Below are 19,342 nucleotides of genomic sequence, written 5' to 3' on the forward strand. Positions count from 1 at the left end.
TCCTCGTGCGCACGACGGCCCTCCCCGGGGACCGGGGCACTCCGGGTGGAGTGGGCCACCGTCCATTGTCCCGCGCCCGTGCAAGAGGGCGAGGCCGTGCCCGGTACGCGCGCACCGGGCACCCCTCGCCCACTCCCGCGGGACCACGCCGCTCGCTAGCCGGCGTAGGTCTCGAACTCGGCGACCTTCGGTGTGCCGCCGGAGCCGGTGATCTGGAAGGTGATCTTCTTCAGCGAGGTCCGGTCGAAGCCGATGACGCCCGCTCCGCTGCCGGAGGCCAGTACGGAGCCCGTGTCGTGGTTGACGACCCGCCAGGTTCCGATGCTGCCCTCGGAGCCCGCCGCCTCCCGAATGTTGATCTTGGAGACCGTGGTGGCGGACCCCCACTTGACGGAGACGGAACCGGTGGAGCCGGACGGGGACCAGTAGGTGCTCATGTCACCGTCACGGACGTTGCCGTAGCTCGTTCCGTCGGCCTTGGAGGACCCGTCGGCGCCGGCCCCGATGCTGAGGTTGGTCCCGGTGGGCGGGTCGGTGGGGTCGGGCTCGGTCGGGTCCGGGTCCGGGTCGGTGGGGCCGGGCTCGGTCGGGTCCGGCTCGGTCGGGTCCGGGTTCTGCGGCGTGCAGCTGCCGTCCGACACCTTCAGGCCCTTGTTGGCGCCCGCCGTCTGACTCACGACGCCCGGCACGCAGTCGGCCGCGTCGAGGGCGTAGGAGTACGGGATGCTGACGCTGGTGTTGGACTGCGGGTCGGGGCCGGCGGGGTTGTTGTCGCCTTCGCGCTCGGACCAGGTCACGTTGTCGAAGATGTTGCCGCTGACCTGCCAGTAGCCGGCCTGGTCCGTGTAGAAGGTGCCGAGGACGTCCTTGGAGTCCTCGAAGTAGTTGTTGTCGACCTTGGCCTTCGCGCCGGCCCGGGAGTTGATGCCGGACTCGTTGAGGCTCACGTAGTGGTTGTTGTAGACGTGGGCGATGCCGCCGCGCAGCAGGGGCGCGCGGGAGTCGATGTTCTCGTACTTGTTGTGGTGGAAGGTGACGTAGCCGTTGGAGCGGTCGCTCTCGCTGGAGCCGATCAGGCCGCCGCGGCCGGAGTTGCGCAGGACGCTGTAGGACAGGGTGACGTACTTGGTGTCGTCCTTCATGTCGAAGAGGCCGTCGTAGCCCTCCGACTCCCCGCCCGACGCCTCCAGGGTCGTGTGGTCGACCCAGACGTTGCGGACGCCGCTCTCCATGCCGATGGCGTCGCCGCCGTTGGAGGTGGGCGAGCCCGACTTCTTGACGTTCCGGACCGTCACGTTCTGGATGATGATGTTGCTGGACTCCCGGATGTGGATGCCCAGTTGGTCGAAGACGGCGCCGCCGCCGACCCCGACGATCGTGACGTTGCTGATCTGCTTGAGCTCGATCTTGTCGGCCGCGGTGCTGCAGCTGTCGCCGGACACCTTGGTGGTGTTGCCGTGGTTGATGGTGCCCTCGACCTCGATGGTGATCGGGGTGCTGCTGCTGGCCCGGCCGCACAGGGCCTGGTGGATCGCGGTTCCGGTGGTGGCCCGGACCGTCTGTCCGCCCGCACCGCCGGTCGTGCCGCCGTTCTGGGTGGCGTAGCCGGTGGCGCCACTGGCCGCTGCCGCCGCCTCGGGCATCGACAGCACCACACCGGTCGCGGCGGCAACGGCCAAGGTGGCCAGCGCCGCGTTGAGTCGCAGCGCGACTGATCGTCTCATCTCGGGCTCCCCATTCGTCTTCACATGCCGGAACGGCATCTTTGTCGCGATCATGTCAATCGAATCGCGTGAAAGCGCTTTCTCGGCGTGAGAATAGGGGCGCCCCCGGGGGCTGGCAAGGGATCGGGCACGTTCAGAATGAAGGCCGCTGTACATGTGAGTGAACGTCAGGTGAGTTATCACCCCCGCCAGGTGAGTTCTCACCCACCGCCGCACCACCGCCGCGCCGAGCCGATGTGCACCTGGGGCGGAGCTGCGATACGATCATCCTGCCAGCTCGCGGGGGGCCAACCCCCGGCGAACGGCAGTGCGTTGGTGGTCCAAGGAAAGACGCCCCACTTCCCGTGGGGAAATGCAGGTGCAAGGCCTGCCCAGCGCTCGACGAGAACCCCGGCCCCGCTCCAGCGGGACCGGGGTTCTTTCCTGTGGTCCGGGCCACGCCGTCTGCCCGCCGCCGGTGACGGCGGGCCGGCCGCCCGCACGGCTCGCACCGCGGTCCCGACGCCCCGGCCGACGCGATCCGCTTCCCGACCGTGGTCCGCTTCCCGACCGGGATCCACGTCCCGACCGGCATCCGCGCTCCTGACCGGGAACCGCGCCTCAGGCCTGCACCACCGGCTCCCGGGTGAACAGCGCGCCCAGCTCCGGTGCGTTGACCCGGCGGTCGGCCAGGCGCAGGCCCTCCCAGACGGTGACCTGGTTCGCGGTGAGGACCGGCTTGCCCAGTTCCTTCTCCAGGGCCGGGATGTGGGCCACCGTGTGCAGGGCCGTGTCCGGGAGGAGGACGGCCTCCGCGTCCGGGCGGTCGGCGGCGCGGGCCAGGGCCAGCACCTGCGACTCGGTCCAGGTGCCGACCTCCGCCGCCGTGATGATGCCGGAGCTGACGACGCCGGCCGCTTCGATGCCGGCGGCGGTGAGGAAGTCCGCGAAGAGCCGCGCCACGTCGTCCGGGTAGGTCGCGCCGACGGCGACTCGCCGCGCCCCGATCTCCTGCGCCGCGCGCACGAAGGCGAAGGAGGTGGAGGAGGCCGGGAGGCCCGCCGCCCGGGCGAGGGCGCGCACCTGCTCCCGGGCGCCCTCCCAGCCGTGCACGAAGCTTCCGCTGGTGCAGGCCCACACCACGGCGTCGGCGCCGGCGAGGCGCAGTTCCTCGACGCCGGCCGCGAGCCGCCGCGGTGAGCCCATCTCGCGAAGGGCGTCGACCCGGTGCGCGTCCTCGCCGATGTCCGTGTGCACCAGGTCCACCCGGATGTCGCTGCCCAGGAGCTGCTCGATGCGTGGATAGTCGTCCTCGCCGGAGTGGCCCGGGTACAGGAACCCCAGTGCTGTCATGTCCACCCTTCCTGCTGCTGTTCCGTGTCCGGGGCGTCACCGACGCCCGGCAGGTCCGCCACCGCGGGACCGACCGGGCCCGCCACCGCGGGACCGACGGGCCCCGGCACCGCGGGGCCGATGCGCGCGGCCGGATCGGTCAGCGCCTGGTACGGCCCCACGGCAGGGGTACCCAGTCGGCGCAGCGCTGCCCACATCGTCACTTGGTTGGCCGAGATCACCGGGATCCGCAGCTCGGCCTCCAGCTGCGGGATGACGTCGTAGGTGGGGAGGTTGGTGCAGGAGATGAACAGGGCGTCCGCCGATCCCGGGCGCGGTACCGCCCGGCGTGCCATGTCGGCCACGTCGCGGTACGGCACCTGCCAGATGTGCCGGGTCAGCCCCATGAAGGCGCAGCCGGTGACGGTCACGCCGGCCTCGGCGACGTACGCCTCCAGCGCTCGGGTCACGGACACGGTGTACGGCGTCACCAGCGCGACCCGGCGTGCGCCCAGCTCGGCCAGCGCGTCCAGCAGCGCGCCGGAGGTGGTCACGGACGGGACCGCGCCCGCCCAGGTCATCGCCTCGCACATGGCGCGTTCGCCGGCGACGCCGCCGACGAAGCTGCCCGAGGTGCAGGCGTAGGCGACGACCTCGGGCGTGATGGCGTTGAGGGTGCGCACCGCCTCGCCGAGCGTCTCGTGCTCGCTGACCAGCCGGGCGAGGTCCAGACTGACCTCGACGGGCACGAACGGGGTCCGCGTCATGTGCAGTGACACGTCGTCGGGCACCCACCGCCACAGCTCGCGGTCGAGTGCGAAGTCGAACGGGGCGACCACGCCGACCCCGCGTTGCGGAGCTGGTCCGCCGAGAAAGGAGATGTCCATGGCACGCACCGGCCTCACACTGAGGAAGGAGAGGGCAACGCACCGTTACGCACGGCCGTGTTGACGAAGGTAGGTTCCGGTGCGAGCGTGGTCAATCCGCCCGCGTCACCTCCAGGTCAACAGCCGGTCAAGTTCCCCGCCGACCACCGAACCGCCCCCGCTCACGCCGACCGGAGACAGGCCTGCCGATGACCACGCCCACGCCCACGCTCCTCGTCCTGGACGCCGAACCGCTCCCCCGCCTGGGCCGGCTGACCGGCCGGGCCCGGATCGAGCACGCCGACGAGACGACCCTCGCCGAGCGGCTGCCGCACGCGGACGTCCTGCTCGTGTGGGACTTCACCTCGCACGCCGTACGGAAGGCATGGCCCGGCGGCGGCCCCCGGCCGCGCTGGGTGCACACGGCGAGCGCCGGTGTGGACCATCTGATGTGCCCGGAGCTGGCCGAATCGGACACGGTGGTGACCAACGCGCGCGGTGTCTTCGACCAGCCGATCGCCGAGTACGTCGCCGCGCTCGTCCTGGCGATGGCCAAGGACCTGCCCACGACGCTGCGGTTGCAGGGCGAGCGGACCTGGCGGCACCGCGAGTCGCTGCGGGTGGCCGGAACCCGCGCCTGCGTGGTGGGTTCCGGGCCGATCGGGCGGGCGATCGCGGGCACGCTCAAGGCACTCGGCATCACGACCGCGCTGGTCGGCCGGACCCCCCGCACCGGTGTCCACGGGCCCGGCGAGCTGGACCGGCTGCTGGCCCGGGCCGACTGGGTGGTCGCGGCGGCGCCCCTCACCGACGACACGCGCGGCATGTTCGACGCCCGGCGGTTCGGGGTGATGCAGCCCTCCGCCCGGTTCGTGAACGTGGGGCGGGGTCAGCTGGTCGTCGAGAACGCTCTCGCCGAGGCGCTGACCAGGCGCTGGATCGCCGGCGCCGCCCTGGACGTGTTCAGCCACGAGCCCCTCGCGCCCGACAGCCCGCTGTGGCGGGTCCCGGATCTGATCGTCTCGCCGCACATGAGCGGGGACACGGTCGGCTGGCGGGACGAACTGGGGGCGCAGTTCGTGGAGTTGTTCGAGAGCTGGGCGGCGGGCGGGCCGCTGGCCAACGTGGTCGACAAGAAGCGCGGATACGTGCCCGGACACTGACGTCCCCAGAAACGCGGGAGGGTGCTGCATGACCGACCTCACCGAGCTGACCGCGGTACAGCTCGTCGACGGTTACCGCAAGGGCGCTTTCAGCCCCGTGGAGGTGACCCGGGCGGCCCTGGGGCGGGCCGAGCGGATCCAGCCGGAGCTGAACGCGTTCGTCCGGCTGACCGGCGAGGAGGCGCTCGACCGGGCGCGGCGGGCCGAGGAGCGGTGGCGGCGCGGGGAGCCGTGCGGGCGGCTGGACGGGGTGCCGGTCACGGTGAAGGACATCCTGCTGACGCGGGGCCACCCGACGCTGCGCGGCTCCCGGGCCGTCTCGCCGGACGGGCCCTGGGACGAGGACGCGCCGTCCGTCGCCCGGCTGCGGGAGCACGGCGCGGTGTTCGTCGGCAAGACGACGACGCCCGAGTTCGGCTGGAAGGGCGTGACCGACTCGCCGCTGTCCGGCGTCACCCGCAACCCGCACGACCCCAGCCGCACCGCGGGCGGTTCCAGCGGGGGTGCGGCGGCGGCCGTCGCCCGCGGGGCGGGGCCGCTGGCGCTGGGCACGGACGGCGGCGGCAGCGTGCGCATCCCGGCGTCGTTCTGCGGCGTCTTCGGCCTGAAACCGACGTACGGCAGGGTCCCGCTCTACCCGGCGAGCGCGTTCGGCACGCTCGCGCACGTCGGCCCGATGACGCGGGACGCGGCGGACGCGGCGCTGATGCTGGACGTCATCGGCGCCCCGGACGCCCGGGACTGGTCGGCGCTGGGCCCGGCGCCCGGCTCGTACTCCGAGGCGCTGTCCGGCGGGGTGCGGGGGCTGCGGGTGGCGTACTCGCCCTCGCTCGGCGGGCAGGTGGCGGTGCGGCCGGCGGTGGCGACGGCGGTCCGGCGGGCGGTGGAGCGGCTGGCGGAGCTCGGCGCGTACGTGAGCGAGGCCGACCCGGACTTCGCGGACCCGGTGGACGCCTTCCACGCGCTGTGGTTCAGCGGGGCGGCACGCGTGGTGCAGCGTCTGCGGCCGGGGCAGCGGGAGTTGCTCGACCCGGGGCTGCGGGAGATCGTCGGCGCGGGGGCGCGGTACTCGGCGCTGGAGTACCTGGCCGCGGTGGACGTGCGGATGGAGCTGGGCCGGCGGATGGGCCGCTTCCACGAGGCGTACGACCTGCTGGTCACGCCGACGCTGCCGATCACGGCGTTCGAGGCGGGCGCCGAGGTGCCGAAGGGCTCGGGGCACCGGCGGTGGACCGGGTGGACGCCCTTCACCTATCCGTTCAACCTGACCCAGCAGCCGGCGGCGACCGTACCGGTCGGGACCGACGGGGACGGACTGCCCGTCGGCCTCCAACTGGTGGCGGCCCGCCACCGGGACGACCTGGTCCTGCGCGCGGCACACGCGCTGTACGAGGCGGGTGCGGTGCCCGCGCCGCACACGTAGGCCCGCCACGCCGAACGCGCGGGCCCGTGAAGCGAACGCGCAGGCCCGCGAACCGGCCGCCACGCCCGCCCGGAGCGGGGCCCGGCTCCGCCCCCGGGCGGAGCCACGGCACCGCCCCCCGGCGGCGGGAGGCCGAACCCACCTCGCGCACACCCCACCTCGCGCGCACACCCCGCCCCGCGACACGCCGGCCCCGCTGCGCCGGCACGGCCCCCGGCCCGCTCCCCGGCCCGGTACGGCCCACACCCGGCGGGACGCCATGAGCGCGCCGGCGCGCGGTCGCCTCCCCGAGGGATCGACGGCCAAGGCGGAGGCCGCGGCCCGGTGAGGCGCCGCCCCCGTCCCGCGGCCGGCCCGCCGGAGGCCCGGGCCTACGCCCGCCGGAAGCTGAGCGTCTCCCCCGCCGCTCCCGTGCGCCACAGGTCGTTGCAGGCGTCGGCCATCTCGCCCAGCCCCTCGACGACCTGGCCCCAGACGGTGCCCGGGACCCAGCCGACGTCGCCGTTGAGCAGCAGGTTGTTGCGTTCGTAGAACAGGGCCAGGTCGACGAGGGTGGTGCCGGCGCGGACCTCGCGGTCGTAGCCGTACGCCTTGGTGCCCAGCTCGGCGCCCGCGAAGGCGAAATAGCACAGGTCGCCCGGGATGGGCGTCACGGTCGGGTTCTCCAGGGGTGGTTCGGATGCCGCGAAGGGCGGGAAGAGGGCGTAGATCTCGTTTCGCGCGTATTTGGCGTGATACACGTCGCCGCCGAGGGGGAGCGCGTCCCAGACCGCCGCGCAGGTGACCGGTGCCCGGTCCTCCAGGAGTTGGGCCGTGCACGTGATTCCGCGCTTGACCAGCGAGACTTCGATGTAGCGATCAGCCATGCCCTCCATGGCAGTGCCCGGCGCCGTCCGGGTCAAGGGTGCCGTGCCGTCGTACCGGTCCGAAAAAGATCGGCATAACCTGCCCGGCTTCGGGTAGCTGCGCGCCCATGGCTCCACCACACAGAACCCCTCCATGGGGCATATCCGACCAATGGTCCAGGACAGCCGGGCCCACCCGCCGGTCGCTGCTCGCGGGGGTCGCGGCGCTCGGCGCGCTGGGGGCGGCCGGCTGCTCGCGGGTGGCCACCGCGTCCGACGTGGAAGGCGGCGATCTCCTCGACCGGCTCAGGGCCCAGGGCGTGGCCCGGCTCGGCATCGCGGGCGAGATCCCCTTCGGGTACATCAACAAGGACGGTGAGCTGACCGGCGAGGCCCCGGAGCTGGCGAAGGTCATCTTCAAGCGGCTCGGAGTGGACCGGGTGCAGCCGGTGCCGACGGAGTTCGGCTCCCTCATCCCGGGGCTGGCGTCGCAGCAGTTCGACGTGGTGGCGGCCGGGATGTACATCAACCCCGACCGCTGCCAGCAGGTCATCTTCTCCGACCCGGACTACCAGATGCTCGACGCGTACATCGTGCGCAAGGGCAACCCGCTCGGGCTGCACAACTACAAGGACGTCTTCCGGAAGAAGGCCAAGTTCGCGACCGGCACCGGTTACGCCGAGATCGCCTACGCGGTGGAGCACGGGATCAAGGAGGACGACATCCTGATCGTCCCCGACCAGGTGGCCGGACTCAACGCCGTCGAGTCCGGGCGCGTGGACGTCTTCGCGGGTACGGCGCTGACCGTCCGCGAGGTGGTGAAGAAGTCCGGCAAGGCCGAGGCGACCGAGCCCTTCTCGCCGGTCATCGACGGCAAGCCGAAGGTCGACGGCGGCGGTTTCGCCTTCCGGCCGACCGAGACGAACCTGCGGGACGCCTTCAACGTGGAACTGCAGAAGCTCAAGAAGAGCGGTGAGCTGCTCCGCATCCTCAAGCCCTTCGGTTTCACCGAGAACGAGATGACCGATCTGACCGCGAAGGAGCTCTGCGGCGGATGACCTCGGGACTGTGGGAACTCGTACTCCAGGGTGTCTGGGTCACGGTCCAGCTGCTCGTCTTCAGCTCACTGCTCGCGGCGGCCGTCTCCTTCGTGGTCGGCGTCGCGCGCACCCACCGGCTGTGGATCGTCCGCTTCCTGGCGGGCGTCTACACCGAGGTGTTCCGCGGGACCTCGGCACTGGTGATGATCTTCTGGGTGTTCTTCGTGCTGCCCCCGGCCTTCGGCTGGCAGCTGGTGCCGATGTGGGCGGGCACGCTGGCGCTGGGCCTGACCTACGGGGCGTACGGCTCCGAGATCGTGCGCGGCGCGCTCGGCGCGGTCGACCCGGCGCAGAAGGAGGGCGGCATCGCGCTCAGCTTCACGCCCTGGCAGCGGATGAGGCTGATCCTACTGCCGCAGGCGGTGCCGGAGATGATTCCGCCGTTCTCCAACCTGCTGATCGAGCTGCTCAAGGGCACCGCGCTGGTGTCGATCATGGGCATGGGCGATCTGGCGTTCAGCGGCAACCTGGTGCGCCTGGCGCTGCAGGAGAGCGCGGAGATCTACACGTACATCCTGTTGATCTACTTCGTGATCGCGTTCCTGCTCACCCGGGTGATGCGCGGTCTGGAGAAGAAGCTGAAGGCGGGCGTCGGGAAGACGGCCCCCAAGCGCACGGCCGCCGCCGCTGAGCCGGCCGGGATCGGGGGTGTCCGATGAAGTGGGACTGGAGCGCGGTCTCCGACTTCATGCCGCACTTCTGGGACGGGCTGCTGGTCACCCTGCAGATCCTGGTCCTGGGATCGCTGGTCTCGTTCGTCCTCGGTCTGGTGTGGGCGCTGCTGATGCGGGTGCCGTCCCGCTGGGTGACCTGGCCCGTCGGCGTGGTCACCGAGTTCGTCCGGAACACGCCGCTGCTGGTGCAGCTGTTCTTCCTCTTCTACGTGCTGCCCGAGTGGGGGGTGACCGCCTCGGCGCTCACCACCGGCGTGCTCGCCATCGGCCTGCACTACTCGACGTACACGATGCAGGTCTACCGGGCCGGTATCGAGGCGGTGCCGGTCGGCCAGTGGGAGGCCGCGACGGCGCTGAACCTGCCGCTGAAGCGGACGTGGACGGCCGTGATCCTGCCGCAGGCGATCCGCCGGGTGATCCCCGCCCTCGGCAACTACGTGATCTCCATGCTGAAGGACACGCCGCTGCTGATGGCGATCACGGTGCTGGAGATGCTCGGCGAGGCACGGCTGTTCTCGCAGCAGAACTTCCAGTTCACCGAGCCCCTGACGGTGATCGGCGTGGCCTTCATCGTCATCTCCTACCTGGCCTCCCTTGCCCTGCGAGCCCTGGAGCGACGCCTTGCCCACTGACACTCTCCCCAATCCCGAGAAGAGCCCCGAGCGCAGCTCCGGCGAGCTGATACGCCTGGAGCAGGTCACCAAGAGGTTCGGTGAGAACACCGTCCTCGACCACCTCGACTTCTCCGTCGACGCCGGCAAGCACGTCACCCTGATCGGCCCGTCCGGGTCGGGCAAGACGACGATCCTGCGGCTGCTGATGACGCTCCTCAAGCCCGACGAGGGCACGATCACCGTGGACGGGCAGAAGCTCTTCCCAGCGACGGAGAAGGAGCGGCGCGAGGTCCGCAAGCAGATCGGGATGGTGTTCCAGCAGTTCAACCTGTTCCCGAACATGAGCGTCCTGCGCAACATCACCGAGGCGCCGGTCACGGTGCTCGGGATGTCCAAGGACGAGGCGGTGGAGCGGGCCAAGGGCCTGCTCGACATGGTGGGCCTGGCCGACAAGTGCGACGCCCGCCCGGCCCAGCTCTCCGGCGGCCAGCAGCAGCGCGTGGCGATCGCCCGGGCGCTGGCGATGCGGCCGAAGGTGCTCCTCCTCGACGAGGTGACCTCCGCGCTCGACCCGGAGCTGGTCGCGGGCGTCCTCGACCTGCTGCGGGACATCGCCCGCAGCACGGACATCACCATGCTCTGCGTGACCCACGAGATGAACTTCGCCCGGGACATCTCGGACCAGGTCCTGATGTTCGACTCGGGCCGGGTCATCGAGACCGGCCCGCCGGAGAAGATCTTCACCGAGCCGGAGCACGACCGGACCCGGGAATTCCTCAGCGCGGTGCTCTGAACACCGCGCGCCGCTCCCCCTGTGCGGCGTCGCCGCCCCAACGCCCGAGGTCGGCGCGTTGGGGCAGGCCGCTGGCATATGCCAGCGGATCAGCGCCGCAGCTGGGGGCCCTGGAATCTCGCCAACATCCCCTCCCGCCCGGCCCGTTGGCCGCTATCGTGAAGGGGATCCGCTGTCCGGATCGCGGGCACAGGCAGGGACAGGGACAGGGGCCTACCAGCCAAGCGCAGGGGGAGACCACCGTGGCGCTGCAGCACAAGCCGACCGCGCCGCACCACTCGGCCCAGAACGCCCTGCGCGTCCTGGAGACAGTGGCGCGGCAGACCACCGGAATCACCGACACCGAAGTCGCCCGGCAGACCGGCCTCGACCGGGAGCGCCTGACCACGCTCCTGCGCATGCTGCGCCGCGAGGGCTACGTCGAGCAGAGCGCCGACGGCGCGTACACCGCCGGGGAGGCCCTGGCCCGCCTGGGTTCGGCCCACGGCCGCGAGGAGGCCCTGCGCGACAAGCTCCAGCACACCCTGGACCGGCTGCGCGACTCGGTGGGCGCCGCCGTCTACATCAGCCGGTACGTCGACGGCGAGGTCAGCGTCACCCAGTACGCCGACAGCCCGGCCACGCCCAAGGTCAACGAGTGGGTGGACTTCCGCGTCTCGGCGCACGCCACCGCGGTCGGCAAGAGCCTGCTGACCCAGCTGGACCACGCGGGCCGGCGCGACCACCTCGCCCGGCACCGGATGGCCCGCCTCACCTCGCGCACCATCACCAGCGACAAGCTGCTGCTGTCCCGGCTGGAGTCCCAGCCGCCCACCGTGCCGGTCCTCGACCTCCAGGAGTACGCGGTGGGCACGGTCTGCGCGGCCGTCCCCATCACGGCCGGTTCCGCCGTCGGCTGCCTGGCCCTGTCCCTCCCGGTCGCGCACGCCCACCGGCTGCGCCGGGCCGCGGACGAGCTGAACCGGAACGCGGCGCCGGTGCTGCTGTCACTGGCGATCTAGGGGGTGTCGTTCGGCTCTTGCCGGGGTCGCCCCGGCGGTGGTCGGAAGCACCCCTGAGGACCAGGTAGTATTTTCGTCGTCGCCGGCCGCGGGAAGCGGAAGGCGGGAGTCATGCGCCGCTAGCTCAGTTGGTTAGAGCAGCTGACTCTTAATCAGCGGGTCCGGGGTTCGAGTCCCTGGCGGCGCACAGAAGAAGGGCCCCTCGCCCAGGCGAGGGGCCCTTCTCTTGTTCCGGAACGTCACGTCCGCCTGTTCAGAAGGTCACGTCCGAGCACGCGTAGAACGCGTTGGCCGTGTCGGCGACCGTCCACACCGCGACGATCACGTGGCGCCCGCTCAGCCCGGACGGCAGCGTCCCGCTGTGGGAGAGCGTGGCCGGCGGCTGCTTGCCGCCGTAGGGCACCGTGAAGAACGGCGTGAGGTTGAGGTCGGACCGGGCCAGGTTGTGGTTCTGGTTCCAGCCCGGCTTGGTGACGTAGTACCTGAAGTCGGTCGTGGCGTGCCGGGCGGTGAACTGCCAGCGGAAGGTGTAGCTCTGCCCGCCGTTCACCTTGGTGGTCGGCCACGCCTGGCCGTTCGGCGTCCTCGGGCTGTCGAGTTGGCCGAACCGGGTGTTGTTCGCGGAACATATCCGCCCGTCGGCCGGCCCGCCCGCCGGGAAGCCCTTGGGGCCCTCGACGCTGTGCGGCTCCCACTGGATGTCGCCGCAGCCGCTGACGGTGCCGTTCTGGCAGACCTTCTGCCGGCTGACCGGCAGGTCGGTGTATCCGTGGCCGCTGGCACCGCCGGACGAGAGCACGAGGGCTCCGGTGGTCGCCATGGCCACCGCGGCGGCGTACAACGTGGTCCTTGTGCGCATACTGCTGCTCCTGTGACGTGGGGGAGGTTCAGTGAGCCGTGCAGGTCTAGACCAAGTCCCAGATTATTGCCGCGGATTGAACATGTCCATACCAATAACTGAACTGGACCCGTTCAGGGCCCCGCGTCCCCCCGCCCCGCGCAGAACGCCACCGTCAGGTCCTTCACCAGCACCTTGCGCTCGTAGTCGTCGAGTTCCACGAGCCCGCGCATGGTCAGCCGGGTCACCGTGTCCTCCACCGAGTCCACGACCGACGTGAGCACGCTCACCCGCTGGGCCGCGTCCAGCGCGGCGATCCGACGCTGGTGCATCGCGGCGGCGACCTCGGGGTCGTACTCCACCCGGACCGGCCGCACCGAGAACACCTCCAGGCCGACCGGCGCCGTGTCCGCCGCCACCAGCCGGGTCAGCGTCTCGCCGGCCACGTCCGCCGAGCTGCGGACCGTGCCCAGCGGCTCCACCGGGACCCGGGCCAGCGCCGCCTCCACGCACTCGCGCAGGTACGCCTCGTGGTCCTCGACGCCCAGCGTGGCCTTCGCGGTGTCCCGCACCCGCCACACCACCAGCGTCACCGCCCTGAGCGCCACCCCGTTGCCGTCGGCCGCGGGCATCGGCTCGCTGCGCCAGTGCCGCAGCCGGACGTCGACCCGGCGGCGCAGCAGCAGCGGGTTGACCCACATCAGGCCGGTGCGCCGGACGGTCCCCCGGTAGCGGCCGAAGAGACCGAGCACCCAGGCCCGCCCGGTCCGGCCCCGGGCCAGCCCGCCGAACCCGAACAGCCCCAGCGTCCCGGCGGCCGCGTACGCCGCCCACTGCGCGGGCCCGAGCCCGGACCCCGTGTGCGCCCCCAGCCCCAGCGCCTCGGCCGCGAGGGGCGGTACGGCCCCGGCCCACCAGGAGGTGACCGCGCAGCCCGCCACCCCGCAGGCACCGGCGACCACACCCGCCGCGCCGGACAGCACCCGGGCCGGACGCTCCGCCAGCTCCGGGTCGACGACCGGCACCGGGCGGGCGCGCGCGGCGACGGGGCGCCGCCCGCGGGGCGGCTCCCCCGCACCCGGCCGCCCGCCGGCGACCGCGGACCGCGCCGGCACCGGTGACGGTGACGGCGCCGGCGCCGGCGCCGGATCGGGGTCGTCGCGGAACAGCAGGTGGACGGGGATCTCGGTGGTGGCCTCGTTGTGGATGAGCCGGACGGACCGGTGGCCGGCCCCCGCCGCCCCTTCGGGCTCGGGAGCGGCCGGCGGCCGGGTCTCCGGGTTCGGCCGGGTCTCCGGGTTCGTGGGAGAGGTCGTACTCATGCGTGCTCCAGCCTCCGCGCCAGATGCGTCACGAACGGGGGAACGGGGGGGTCACCGCCGGGGCGGACGGTCAGGAGAAGAGCCGCCGCCAGGTCTCCGGGCCCGGGTAGCCGTCCGCCGCGCCGCCGCGCCAGCCCTGGGCGCGCTGGAAGGCCTCGACACCACGCCGGTCCGCCTCGCCCCAGCGCGGACCCGGTCCGCTCGTGTAGTACGTGCCGAATCCCCTCTCCACCAGCCGCCTGCCGAGCCGGGTGACGTACGGGTTCTCGGCGCCCGGCCGGAACATCGCCCGGCCGGGGTATCCGGCCACTCCGTGCGAGGCGGGGGTCGCGGCGGCCGGCGTGGCGGGAGGCGTGGCGGCCGGCGGCCCGCCCGCCGCGCCGGCGGTGCCCGCCGTGGCGCTGGTGAGGCCCTTGTAGCGGTAGGGCAGGTACTTGGCGGAGTTGCTCCAGTAGGCGTAGGGCGTCGACTGCTTGCGGGTGTGCGGCGGGGTCTGCTCGTAGGCCGTGTAGGTGGTGTGCGCGGCGTCCGTCCAGCCGCCGAAGATCACCACGTGGGAGCCGTTCAGGGGGTCGGCCGCGTTGTGGAACAGCAGGATGTCGCCGGGCAGCAGGTCCGCCTTCGTGATGCGGTCGGCGAACGTGCCGAGGCTGCCCGTCCATTCGTTCGTGGGCAGCTTCCAGGCCATCGACACATAACCCGAACAGTCCTGCCGGTAGCCGTCGGACCAGTAGGCGGACGTGCTGTACGGCACCTTCGCGGTGACCCAGGTCTGCGCCCGGGCGATGATCTCCGTTCGGGTGATCGCGGCCAGCTCCGCACCGGCCGGGGGCGCCGCCGGCCGGCCGGGCGGGCCGTACAGCGGGGCCCTGACCCCCTGGGGGGTGTCAAGCTCGTCACCTGCCGAAACGCCCGGCCGGTGCGGTGCGTGGGCGGCGGCCGGGGCTGCCGCCGCCGGGCCGGCGCCGAGAGCCGAAGCGGCAGTAGCAGCGGTGGCGGCGGCCACGATCAGCGCGCGGCGGGCCGCCGGGTGGGCGGGGGCGCGGCCGTCCGGGGAATGCGGCAGGACGCGGCGCCAGTGGCGGCAGCCGGGGCAGTCGCAGTCACTCGCGGGCTCGATCTCCTCGAATACGGGAGCATCCATGCGATTCCCCTCACACTCCCGGCGAACATGTCCGCAGTGGTGCACTTGTGTACATGACGGTCAGTTTCTCAACTGTCTTGTTCACGCGCATGTTGACGGTCCGAATGATGTACACGGCTGCGGGCGCCGCCCCGGGGGCTCGCGGGGCGCCCGGGAGCGGTCCGGAGCACCTGTCGGCATCCGGTAGAGTTGTGCAGGTCAGCAGGCGCCGCTAGCTCAGTTGGTTAGAGCAGCTGACTCTTAATCAGCGGGTCCGGGGTTCGAGTCCCTGGCGGCGCACCGACGGCCGAAGGCCCCTCGTAGCACACGAGGGGCCTTCGGTGTATCCGGACCCGTGCATCTTGCGATCATGACGAACACCGTAGAACCCTGGTCCGGTTGGGGGGCCGGGTGCCGTGGGGATGCCGAGGGGGGCATCATGCAACCGGGGGTCGCTGTTCCATGTCTATATAAGGTGTGGATGCCGTGGTGACAGCAACCCACCACAGTTACGTCCGTGAAGGTCGAGGGGGACCGGAGCGGGCGATGGAAGCGACGAAACACGCGTGACGCGCGTGTGGGGGGATGACTCATGACGTCGACGCCGACGGGCGCCGGGCAGGACCACGACCCGTCCCAGACCACGCAGCTCCGGGTGCCCGCGCATCGGACCTGGAACACCGGCTCGTTCCGCCGGCTCAAGAAGACTCTGCCGAGGTACGACTACGAGCACTACAGCCGGCTCGCGGGCCCCCTCACCCAGCCCGACCCGAACAAGCCGTACAAGGTGCAGTACCGGTCGCTGATCTCGCAGGAGCCGCACCGCATACGGGTCGCGCTGATGCTGGCCGCCGCCCCGCTGCTGTCGGTCGTACTGCTGGTCTGGCTGCTCCAGCCCACGCACTGGACCGAGCGCGACTACCCGGCCTTCGACTGGCTGCCCACGCTCGACATCGTGATGCTCGTCTCGATCGGCCTGATCGAGCTGTTCCGCTGCCTGAACGTGCTGTCGAACGCGCACGCCACCCTGGTCGCCCGGGACCCGATCCCGGTGGTGCCGGAGACCGGCACCCGGGTCGCCTTCCTCACCTCCTTCGTGCCCGGCAAGGAGCCGCTGGAGATGGTGACGAAGACCCTGGAGGCGGCCGTCAAGATCCGCCACCGCGGTCTGATGCACGTCTGGCTCCTCGACGAGGGCGACGACCCCGAGGTGAAGGCGGTCTGCGAGCGCCTCGGCGTCCACCACTTCTCCCGCAAGGGCGTCGCGAAGTGGAACATGCCCAAGGGCCCGCACCGCGCCAAGACCAAGCACGGCAACTACAACGCCTGGCTGGACGCGCACGGCGACGACTACGACTTCTTCGCCTCGGTCGACACCGACCACGTGCCGCTGCCGAACTACCTGGAGCGGATGCTCGGCTTCTTCCGCGACCCGGACGTCGGCTTCGTCATCGGCCCGCAGGTCTACGGCAACTACGACAACCCGATCACCAAGGCCGCCGAGTCGCAGCAGTTCCTCTTCCACGCGCTGATCCAGCGCGCCGGCAACCGCTACGGCTCCCCCATGTTCGTGGGCACCTCGAACGCGGTGCGCATCAGGGCCCTGAAGCAGATCGGCGGCCTGTACGACTCGATCACCGAGGACATGGCGACCGGCTTCGAGATCCACCGCCACAAGAACCCGGCGACGGGCCGCAAGTGGCGCTCGGTCTACACCCCGGACGTGCTCGCCGTCGGCGAGGGCCCGAACGCCTGGACGGACTTCTTCACCCAGCAGATGCGCTGGTCGCGAGGGACGTACGAGACGATCCTCAAGCAGTACTGGAAGGGCTGGTACTCGCTCCCGCCGAGCAAGCTCTTCAACTACACGATGATGATCATCTTCTACCCGATGTCGGCCCTGAACTGGATCCTGGCGGCGCTCAGCTGCTGCCTGTTCCTGGGCCTGGGCGCCTCGGGCGTGAACATCGACCCGGCGGTCTGGCTGATGCTCTACGGCAACGCCTCCGCCCTGCAGATCGGCCTGTACGTCTGGAACCGCCGCCACAACGTCTCCCCGCACGAGCCGGAGGGCTCCGGCGGTGTGGCCGGCATGGTCATGTCCGCGCTGTCGGCGCCGCTCTACGCGAAGGCGCTCATCGACTCCGTGCTGCGCCGCAAGAGCAAGTTCGTGGTGACGCCCAAGGGTGACTCGGCCAGCCCCGACACGCTGTTCGGGACCTTCCGGTACCACTGGTACTTCATCCTGATCTTCGCAGGCTCGATCACCGCGGGCTACGTCTACGGGCACGCGCACCCCGCGATGATCATCTGGGCGACGTTCGCGCTGCTGATCACCGCGTCGCCGATGTTCGCCTGGCGCCACGAACTGCGGAAGGCGAAGAAGCAACCGCCGGCCGTGGCGGCGGAGCCCGAGCCGCGGGTCCCGTCGCAGCAGTCGGCACCCGCGGACCCGGCGCAGGCCCACGCGCCACACGCGCCACACGCGCCGCAGCAGAAGCCCAGCTGGGCTGCCTCCGCCGACGGAGGCAGCGACCAGACCATGCAGATCGCCCTTGGTGGACTTGGGGGACGTAAGGAATGAAGGACCGTGCCGGCCGCCGCCGCGCCCGTCGCTTCGCGATAGGCACGGCGGTGGTAGTAGCGCTGGCCGGGATGAACGGGCCGTGGCTCTACCGCTTCGGAACCGAGAAATACCACCAGTACAAGATCAATCAGCCGGAGTACAAGGCCGCCAACGGCAAGTGGGAGATCATCGAGTTTCCCGAGGAGTACCGGCAGAACACCATCCACGCGGCGCTGCTGCGCACCGGCAAGGTGCTGCTCGTCGCCGGGTCGGGCAACAACCAGGACAACTTCGACGCGAAGCAGTACGACACCCGGATCTGGGACCCGGTCAAGGGCAGCATCAAGAAGGTGCCGACGCCGACCGACCTGTTCTGCACCGGCCACACCCAGCTCGCCAACGGCAACCTGCTGATCGCGGGCGGCACCAAGCGGTACGAGAAGCTCAAGGGCGACGTCACCAAGGCCGGCGGCCTGATGATCGTCCACAACGAGAACCCGGACAAGCCGATCACCCTGCCGGCGGGCACGAAGTTCACCGGCAAGGAGAACGGCAAGACGTTCGTCTCCAAGGACCCGGTGCTGGTGCCGCGGGCCGAGAAGGTCTTCGACAAGGAGACCGGGAAGTTCCTGCGCAACGACGCGGGCCTCGGCCGGATCTACGTCGAGGCGGAGAAGAGCGGCCAGAAGTACGCGACCGGCACCCAGGACAACTACACCGTCCAGGGCCTGTCGGGCGCCGACGCCCGCAACACGTACGGCATCGCGGAGAAGCTCGCACTCGACAAGAAGGACTTCCAGGGCATCCGGGACGCCTTCGAGTTCGACCCGATCGCCGAGAAGTACATCAAGGTCGACCCGATGAAGGAGGCCCGCTGGTACCCGACGCTCACCACCCTGAGCGACGGCAGGATCCTCAGCGTCTCCGGCCTCGACGAGATCGGCCAGATCGTGCCGGGCAAGAACGAGGTCTACGACCCGGAGACCAAGACGTGGGAGTACACCGGCAAGGTCCGTCAGTTCCCGACGTACCCGGCGCTGTTCCTGATGCAGAACGGCAAGATCTTCTACTCGGGTGCGAACGCCGGCTACGGCCCCGCCGACGTGGGCCGTGACCCGGGCGTGTGGGACCTGGACACCTACGAGTTCGACAAGGTCCCCGGCATGAGCGACCCCGACATGCTGGAGACCGCCAACACGGTGCTGCTGCCGCCGGCGCAGGACGAGAAGTACATGGTGATCGGCGGCGGCGGGGTCGGCGAGTCCAAGAAGTCCAGCGAGAAGACCCGGATCGTCGACCTGAAGGCGGACGACCCGAAGTTCGTGGACGGGCCGTCGATGGGCAAGGGCACCCGCTACCCGCAGGCCTCGGTCCTGCCGGACGACAGCGTGCTGGTCTCGGGCGGCTCGGAGGACTACCGGGGCCGCGGCGACTCCAACATCCTGGAGGCCCGGCTGTACCACCCGGACACCAACGAGTTCGAGCAGGTCGCGGACCCGCTGGTGGGCCGCAACTACCACTCGGGGTCGATCCTGCTGCCCGACGGACGCCTGATGTTCTTCGGGTCGGACTCGCTCTACGCCGACAAGGCCAACACCAAGCCGGGCAAGTTCGAGCAGCGCATCGAGATCTACACGCCGCCGTACCTGTACCGGGACTCGCGGCCGGACCTGTCGGGCGGGCCGCAGACCATCGAGCGCGGGGAGTCGGGCACGTTCACCTCGCGGGCGGCGCAGTCGGTCAAGAAGGTGCGGCTGATCCGGCCGAGCGCGTCGACGCACGTCACGGACGTCGACCAGCGGTCGATCGCGCTGGACTTCAAGGCGGACGGGGACAAGCTGACGGTGACGGTGCCGGAGAACAAGAACCTCGTCCAGGCGGGGTGGTACATGATGTTCGTCACCGACGGGGAGGGGACGCCTTCCAAGGCGCAGTGGGTGCGGGTGCCGTAGCGCTCCCGCAGGTGGTGACCAGGGGTG

At 71.1% G+C, this 19,342-nt stretch carries 16 protein-coding genes and 2 tRNA genes; 11 read left to right on the top strand and 7 right to left on the bottom strand.

What is annotated here, in order from left to right; translation table 11 throughout:
- Positions 1-155 precede the first annotated feature (155 nt).
- The 3 genes from ACZ7G3_RS06880 to ACZ7G3_RS06890 all read right to left on the bottom strand — a co-directional run bounded on the left by ACZ7G3_RS06880 (position 156) and on the right by ACZ7G3_RS06890 (position 3,922).
- On the bottom strand, positions 156-1,724 hold the full coding sequence (locus ACZ7G3_RS06880) for a pectate lyase family protein (RefSeq protein ID WP_470923733.1): 1,569 nt from the start codon (positions 1,722-1,724) through the stop codon (positions 156-158).
- Positions 1,725-2,324: 600 nt separating this feature from the next.
- Positions 2,325-3,056 carry a maleate cis-trans isomerase family protein gene (locus ACZ7G3_RS06885; RefSeq protein ID WP_426601527.1) on the bottom strand — a complete coding sequence of 244 codons (732 nt, stop codon included), beginning with the start codon at positions 3,054-3,056 and terminating at the stop codon, positions 2,325-2,327.
- Entirely contained in the window at positions 3,053-3,922 is an 870-nt protein-coding gene (locus ACZ7G3_RS06890) for a maleate cis-trans isomerase family protein (protein ID WP_426601528.1), read from the bottom strand. The genes ACZ7G3_RS06885 and ACZ7G3_RS06890 overlap by 4 nt, the downstream gene beginning before the upstream one ends.
- A 188-nt stretch (positions 3,923-4,110) precedes the next feature.
- Between ACZ7G3_RS06890 and ACZ7G3_RS06895 the strand changes: the two genes are divergently transcribed.
- Together ACZ7G3_RS06895 and ACZ7G3_RS06900 are read left to right on the top strand one after the other, a co-directional pair.
- A complete protein-coding gene (locus ACZ7G3_RS06895; RefSeq protein ID WP_470923736.1) occupies positions 4,111-5,064 on the top strand; it encodes a D-2-hydroxyacid dehydrogenase in 954 nt (317 codons plus the stop codon).
- Between the two features lie 28 nt (positions 5,065-5,092).
- On the top strand, positions 5,093-6,487 hold the full coding sequence (locus ACZ7G3_RS06900) for an amidase (RefSeq protein WP_470923738.1): 1,395 nt from the start codon (positions 5,093-5,095) through the stop codon (positions 6,485-6,487).
- Positions 6,488-6,858: 371 nt separating this feature from the next.
- On the opposite strand, the gene ACZ7G3_RS06905 is transcribed toward ACZ7G3_RS06900, so the two are convergent.
- Positions 6,859-7,353, bottom strand: a complete 495-nt coding sequence (locus ACZ7G3_RS06905) for a DUF3830 family protein (RefSeq protein WP_426601531.1) — start codon at positions 7,351-7,353, stop codon at positions 6,859-6,861.
- A gap of 107 nt (positions 7,354-7,460) precedes the next feature.
- On the opposite strand from ACZ7G3_RS06905, the gene ehuB reads away from it, so the two are divergent.
- The 6 genes from ehuB (at position 7,461) to ACZ7G3_RS06935 (ending at position 11,701) form a co-directional block, all read left to right on the top strand.
- On the top strand, positions 7,461-8,390 hold the full coding sequence (ehuB, locus tag ACZ7G3_RS06910) for an ectoine/hydroxyectoine ABC transporter substrate-binding protein EhuB (protein ID WP_426601532.1): 930 nt from the start codon (positions 7,461-7,463) through the stop codon (positions 8,388-8,390).
- Positions 8,387-9,091 carry an ectoine/hydroxyectoine ABC transporter permease subunit EhuC gene (gene ehuC, locus ACZ7G3_RS06915; RefSeq protein WP_426601533.1) on the top strand — a complete coding sequence of 235 codons (705 nt, stop codon included), beginning with the start codon at positions 8,387-8,389 and terminating at the stop codon, positions 9,089-9,091. The genes ehuB and ehuC overlap by 4 nt, the downstream gene beginning before the upstream one ends.
- A complete protein-coding gene (ehuD, locus tag ACZ7G3_RS06920; RefSeq protein WP_426601534.1) occupies positions 9,088-9,738 on the top strand; it encodes an ectoine/hydroxyectoine ABC transporter permease subunit EhuD in 651 nt (216 codons plus the stop codon). Before ehuC ends, ehuD begins: the two co-directional genes overlap by 4 nt.
- Positions 9,728-10,513: an ectoine/hydroxyectoine ABC transporter ATP-binding protein EhuA gene (ehuA, locus tag ACZ7G3_RS06925; RefSeq protein ID WP_426601535.1), complete on the top strand. Its 786-nt coding sequence runs from the start codon at positions 9,728-9,730 to the stop codon at positions 10,511-10,513. The genes ehuD and ehuA overlap by 11 nt, the downstream gene beginning before the upstream one ends.
- Positions 10,514-10,755: 242 nt before the next feature.
- Positions 10,756-11,514, top strand: a complete 759-nt coding sequence (locus ACZ7G3_RS06930; RefSeq protein ID WP_426601536.1) for an IclR family transcriptional regulator — start codon at positions 10,756-10,758, stop codon at positions 11,512-11,514.
- 113 nt (positions 11,515-11,627) lie between these two features.
- Positions 11,628-11,701, top strand: a tRNA-Lys gene (locus tag ACZ7G3_RS06935).
- A gap of 66 nt (positions 11,702-11,767) precedes the next feature.
- Here the strand turns inward: ACZ7G3_RS06935 and ACZ7G3_RS06940 are convergent.
- The 3 genes from ACZ7G3_RS06940 to ACZ7G3_RS06950 form a co-directional block, all read right to left on the bottom strand.
- Positions 11,768-12,373, bottom strand: a complete 606-nt coding sequence (locus ACZ7G3_RS06940; RefSeq protein ID WP_470923741.1) for a lytic polysaccharide monooxygenase auxiliary activity family 9 protein — start codon at positions 12,371-12,373, stop codon at positions 11,768-11,770.
- A gap of 113 nt (positions 12,374-12,486) precedes the next feature.
- Complete coding sequence (locus ACZ7G3_RS06945; protein WP_470923743.1) at positions 12,487-13,674, bottom strand: SPFH domain-containing protein; 1,188 nt, start codon at positions 13,672-13,674, stop codon at positions 12,487-12,489.
- A gap of 70 nt (positions 13,675-13,744) precedes the next feature.
- Positions 13,745-14,818, bottom strand: coding sequence for a peptidoglycan-binding protein (locus ACZ7G3_RS06950; RefSeq protein ID WP_470923745.1), 1,074 nt, complete (start codon positions 14,816-14,818; stop codon positions 13,745-13,747).
- A 205-nt stretch (positions 14,819-15,023) separates the two neighbouring features.
- Between ACZ7G3_RS06950 and ACZ7G3_RS06955 the strand changes: the two genes are divergently transcribed.
- The 3 genes from ACZ7G3_RS06955 (at position 15,024) to glxA (ending at position 19,315) form a co-directional block, all read left to right on the top strand.
- Positions 15,024-15,097, top strand: a tRNA-Lys gene (locus tag ACZ7G3_RS06955).
- Positions 15,098-15,389: 292 nt separating this feature from the next.
- Positions 15,390-17,381 (top strand): glycosyltransferase family 2 protein, encoded by a 1,992-nt coding sequence (locus ACZ7G3_RS06960; RefSeq protein WP_470923747.1) that lies wholly within the window; start codon positions 15,390-15,392, stop codon positions 17,379-17,381.
- Positions 17,378-19,315 (top strand): radical copper oxidase GlxA, encoded by a 1,938-nt coding sequence (gene glxA / locus ACZ7G3_RS06965; protein ID WP_470923749.1) that lies wholly within the window; start codon positions 17,378-17,380, stop codon positions 19,313-19,315. Before ACZ7G3_RS06960 ends, glxA begins: the two co-directional genes overlap by 4 nt.
- The last annotated feature ends 27 nt before the right edge of the window (positions 19,316-19,342 follow it).

This window comes from Streptomyces sp. NPDC037271, from assembly GCF_055603605.1.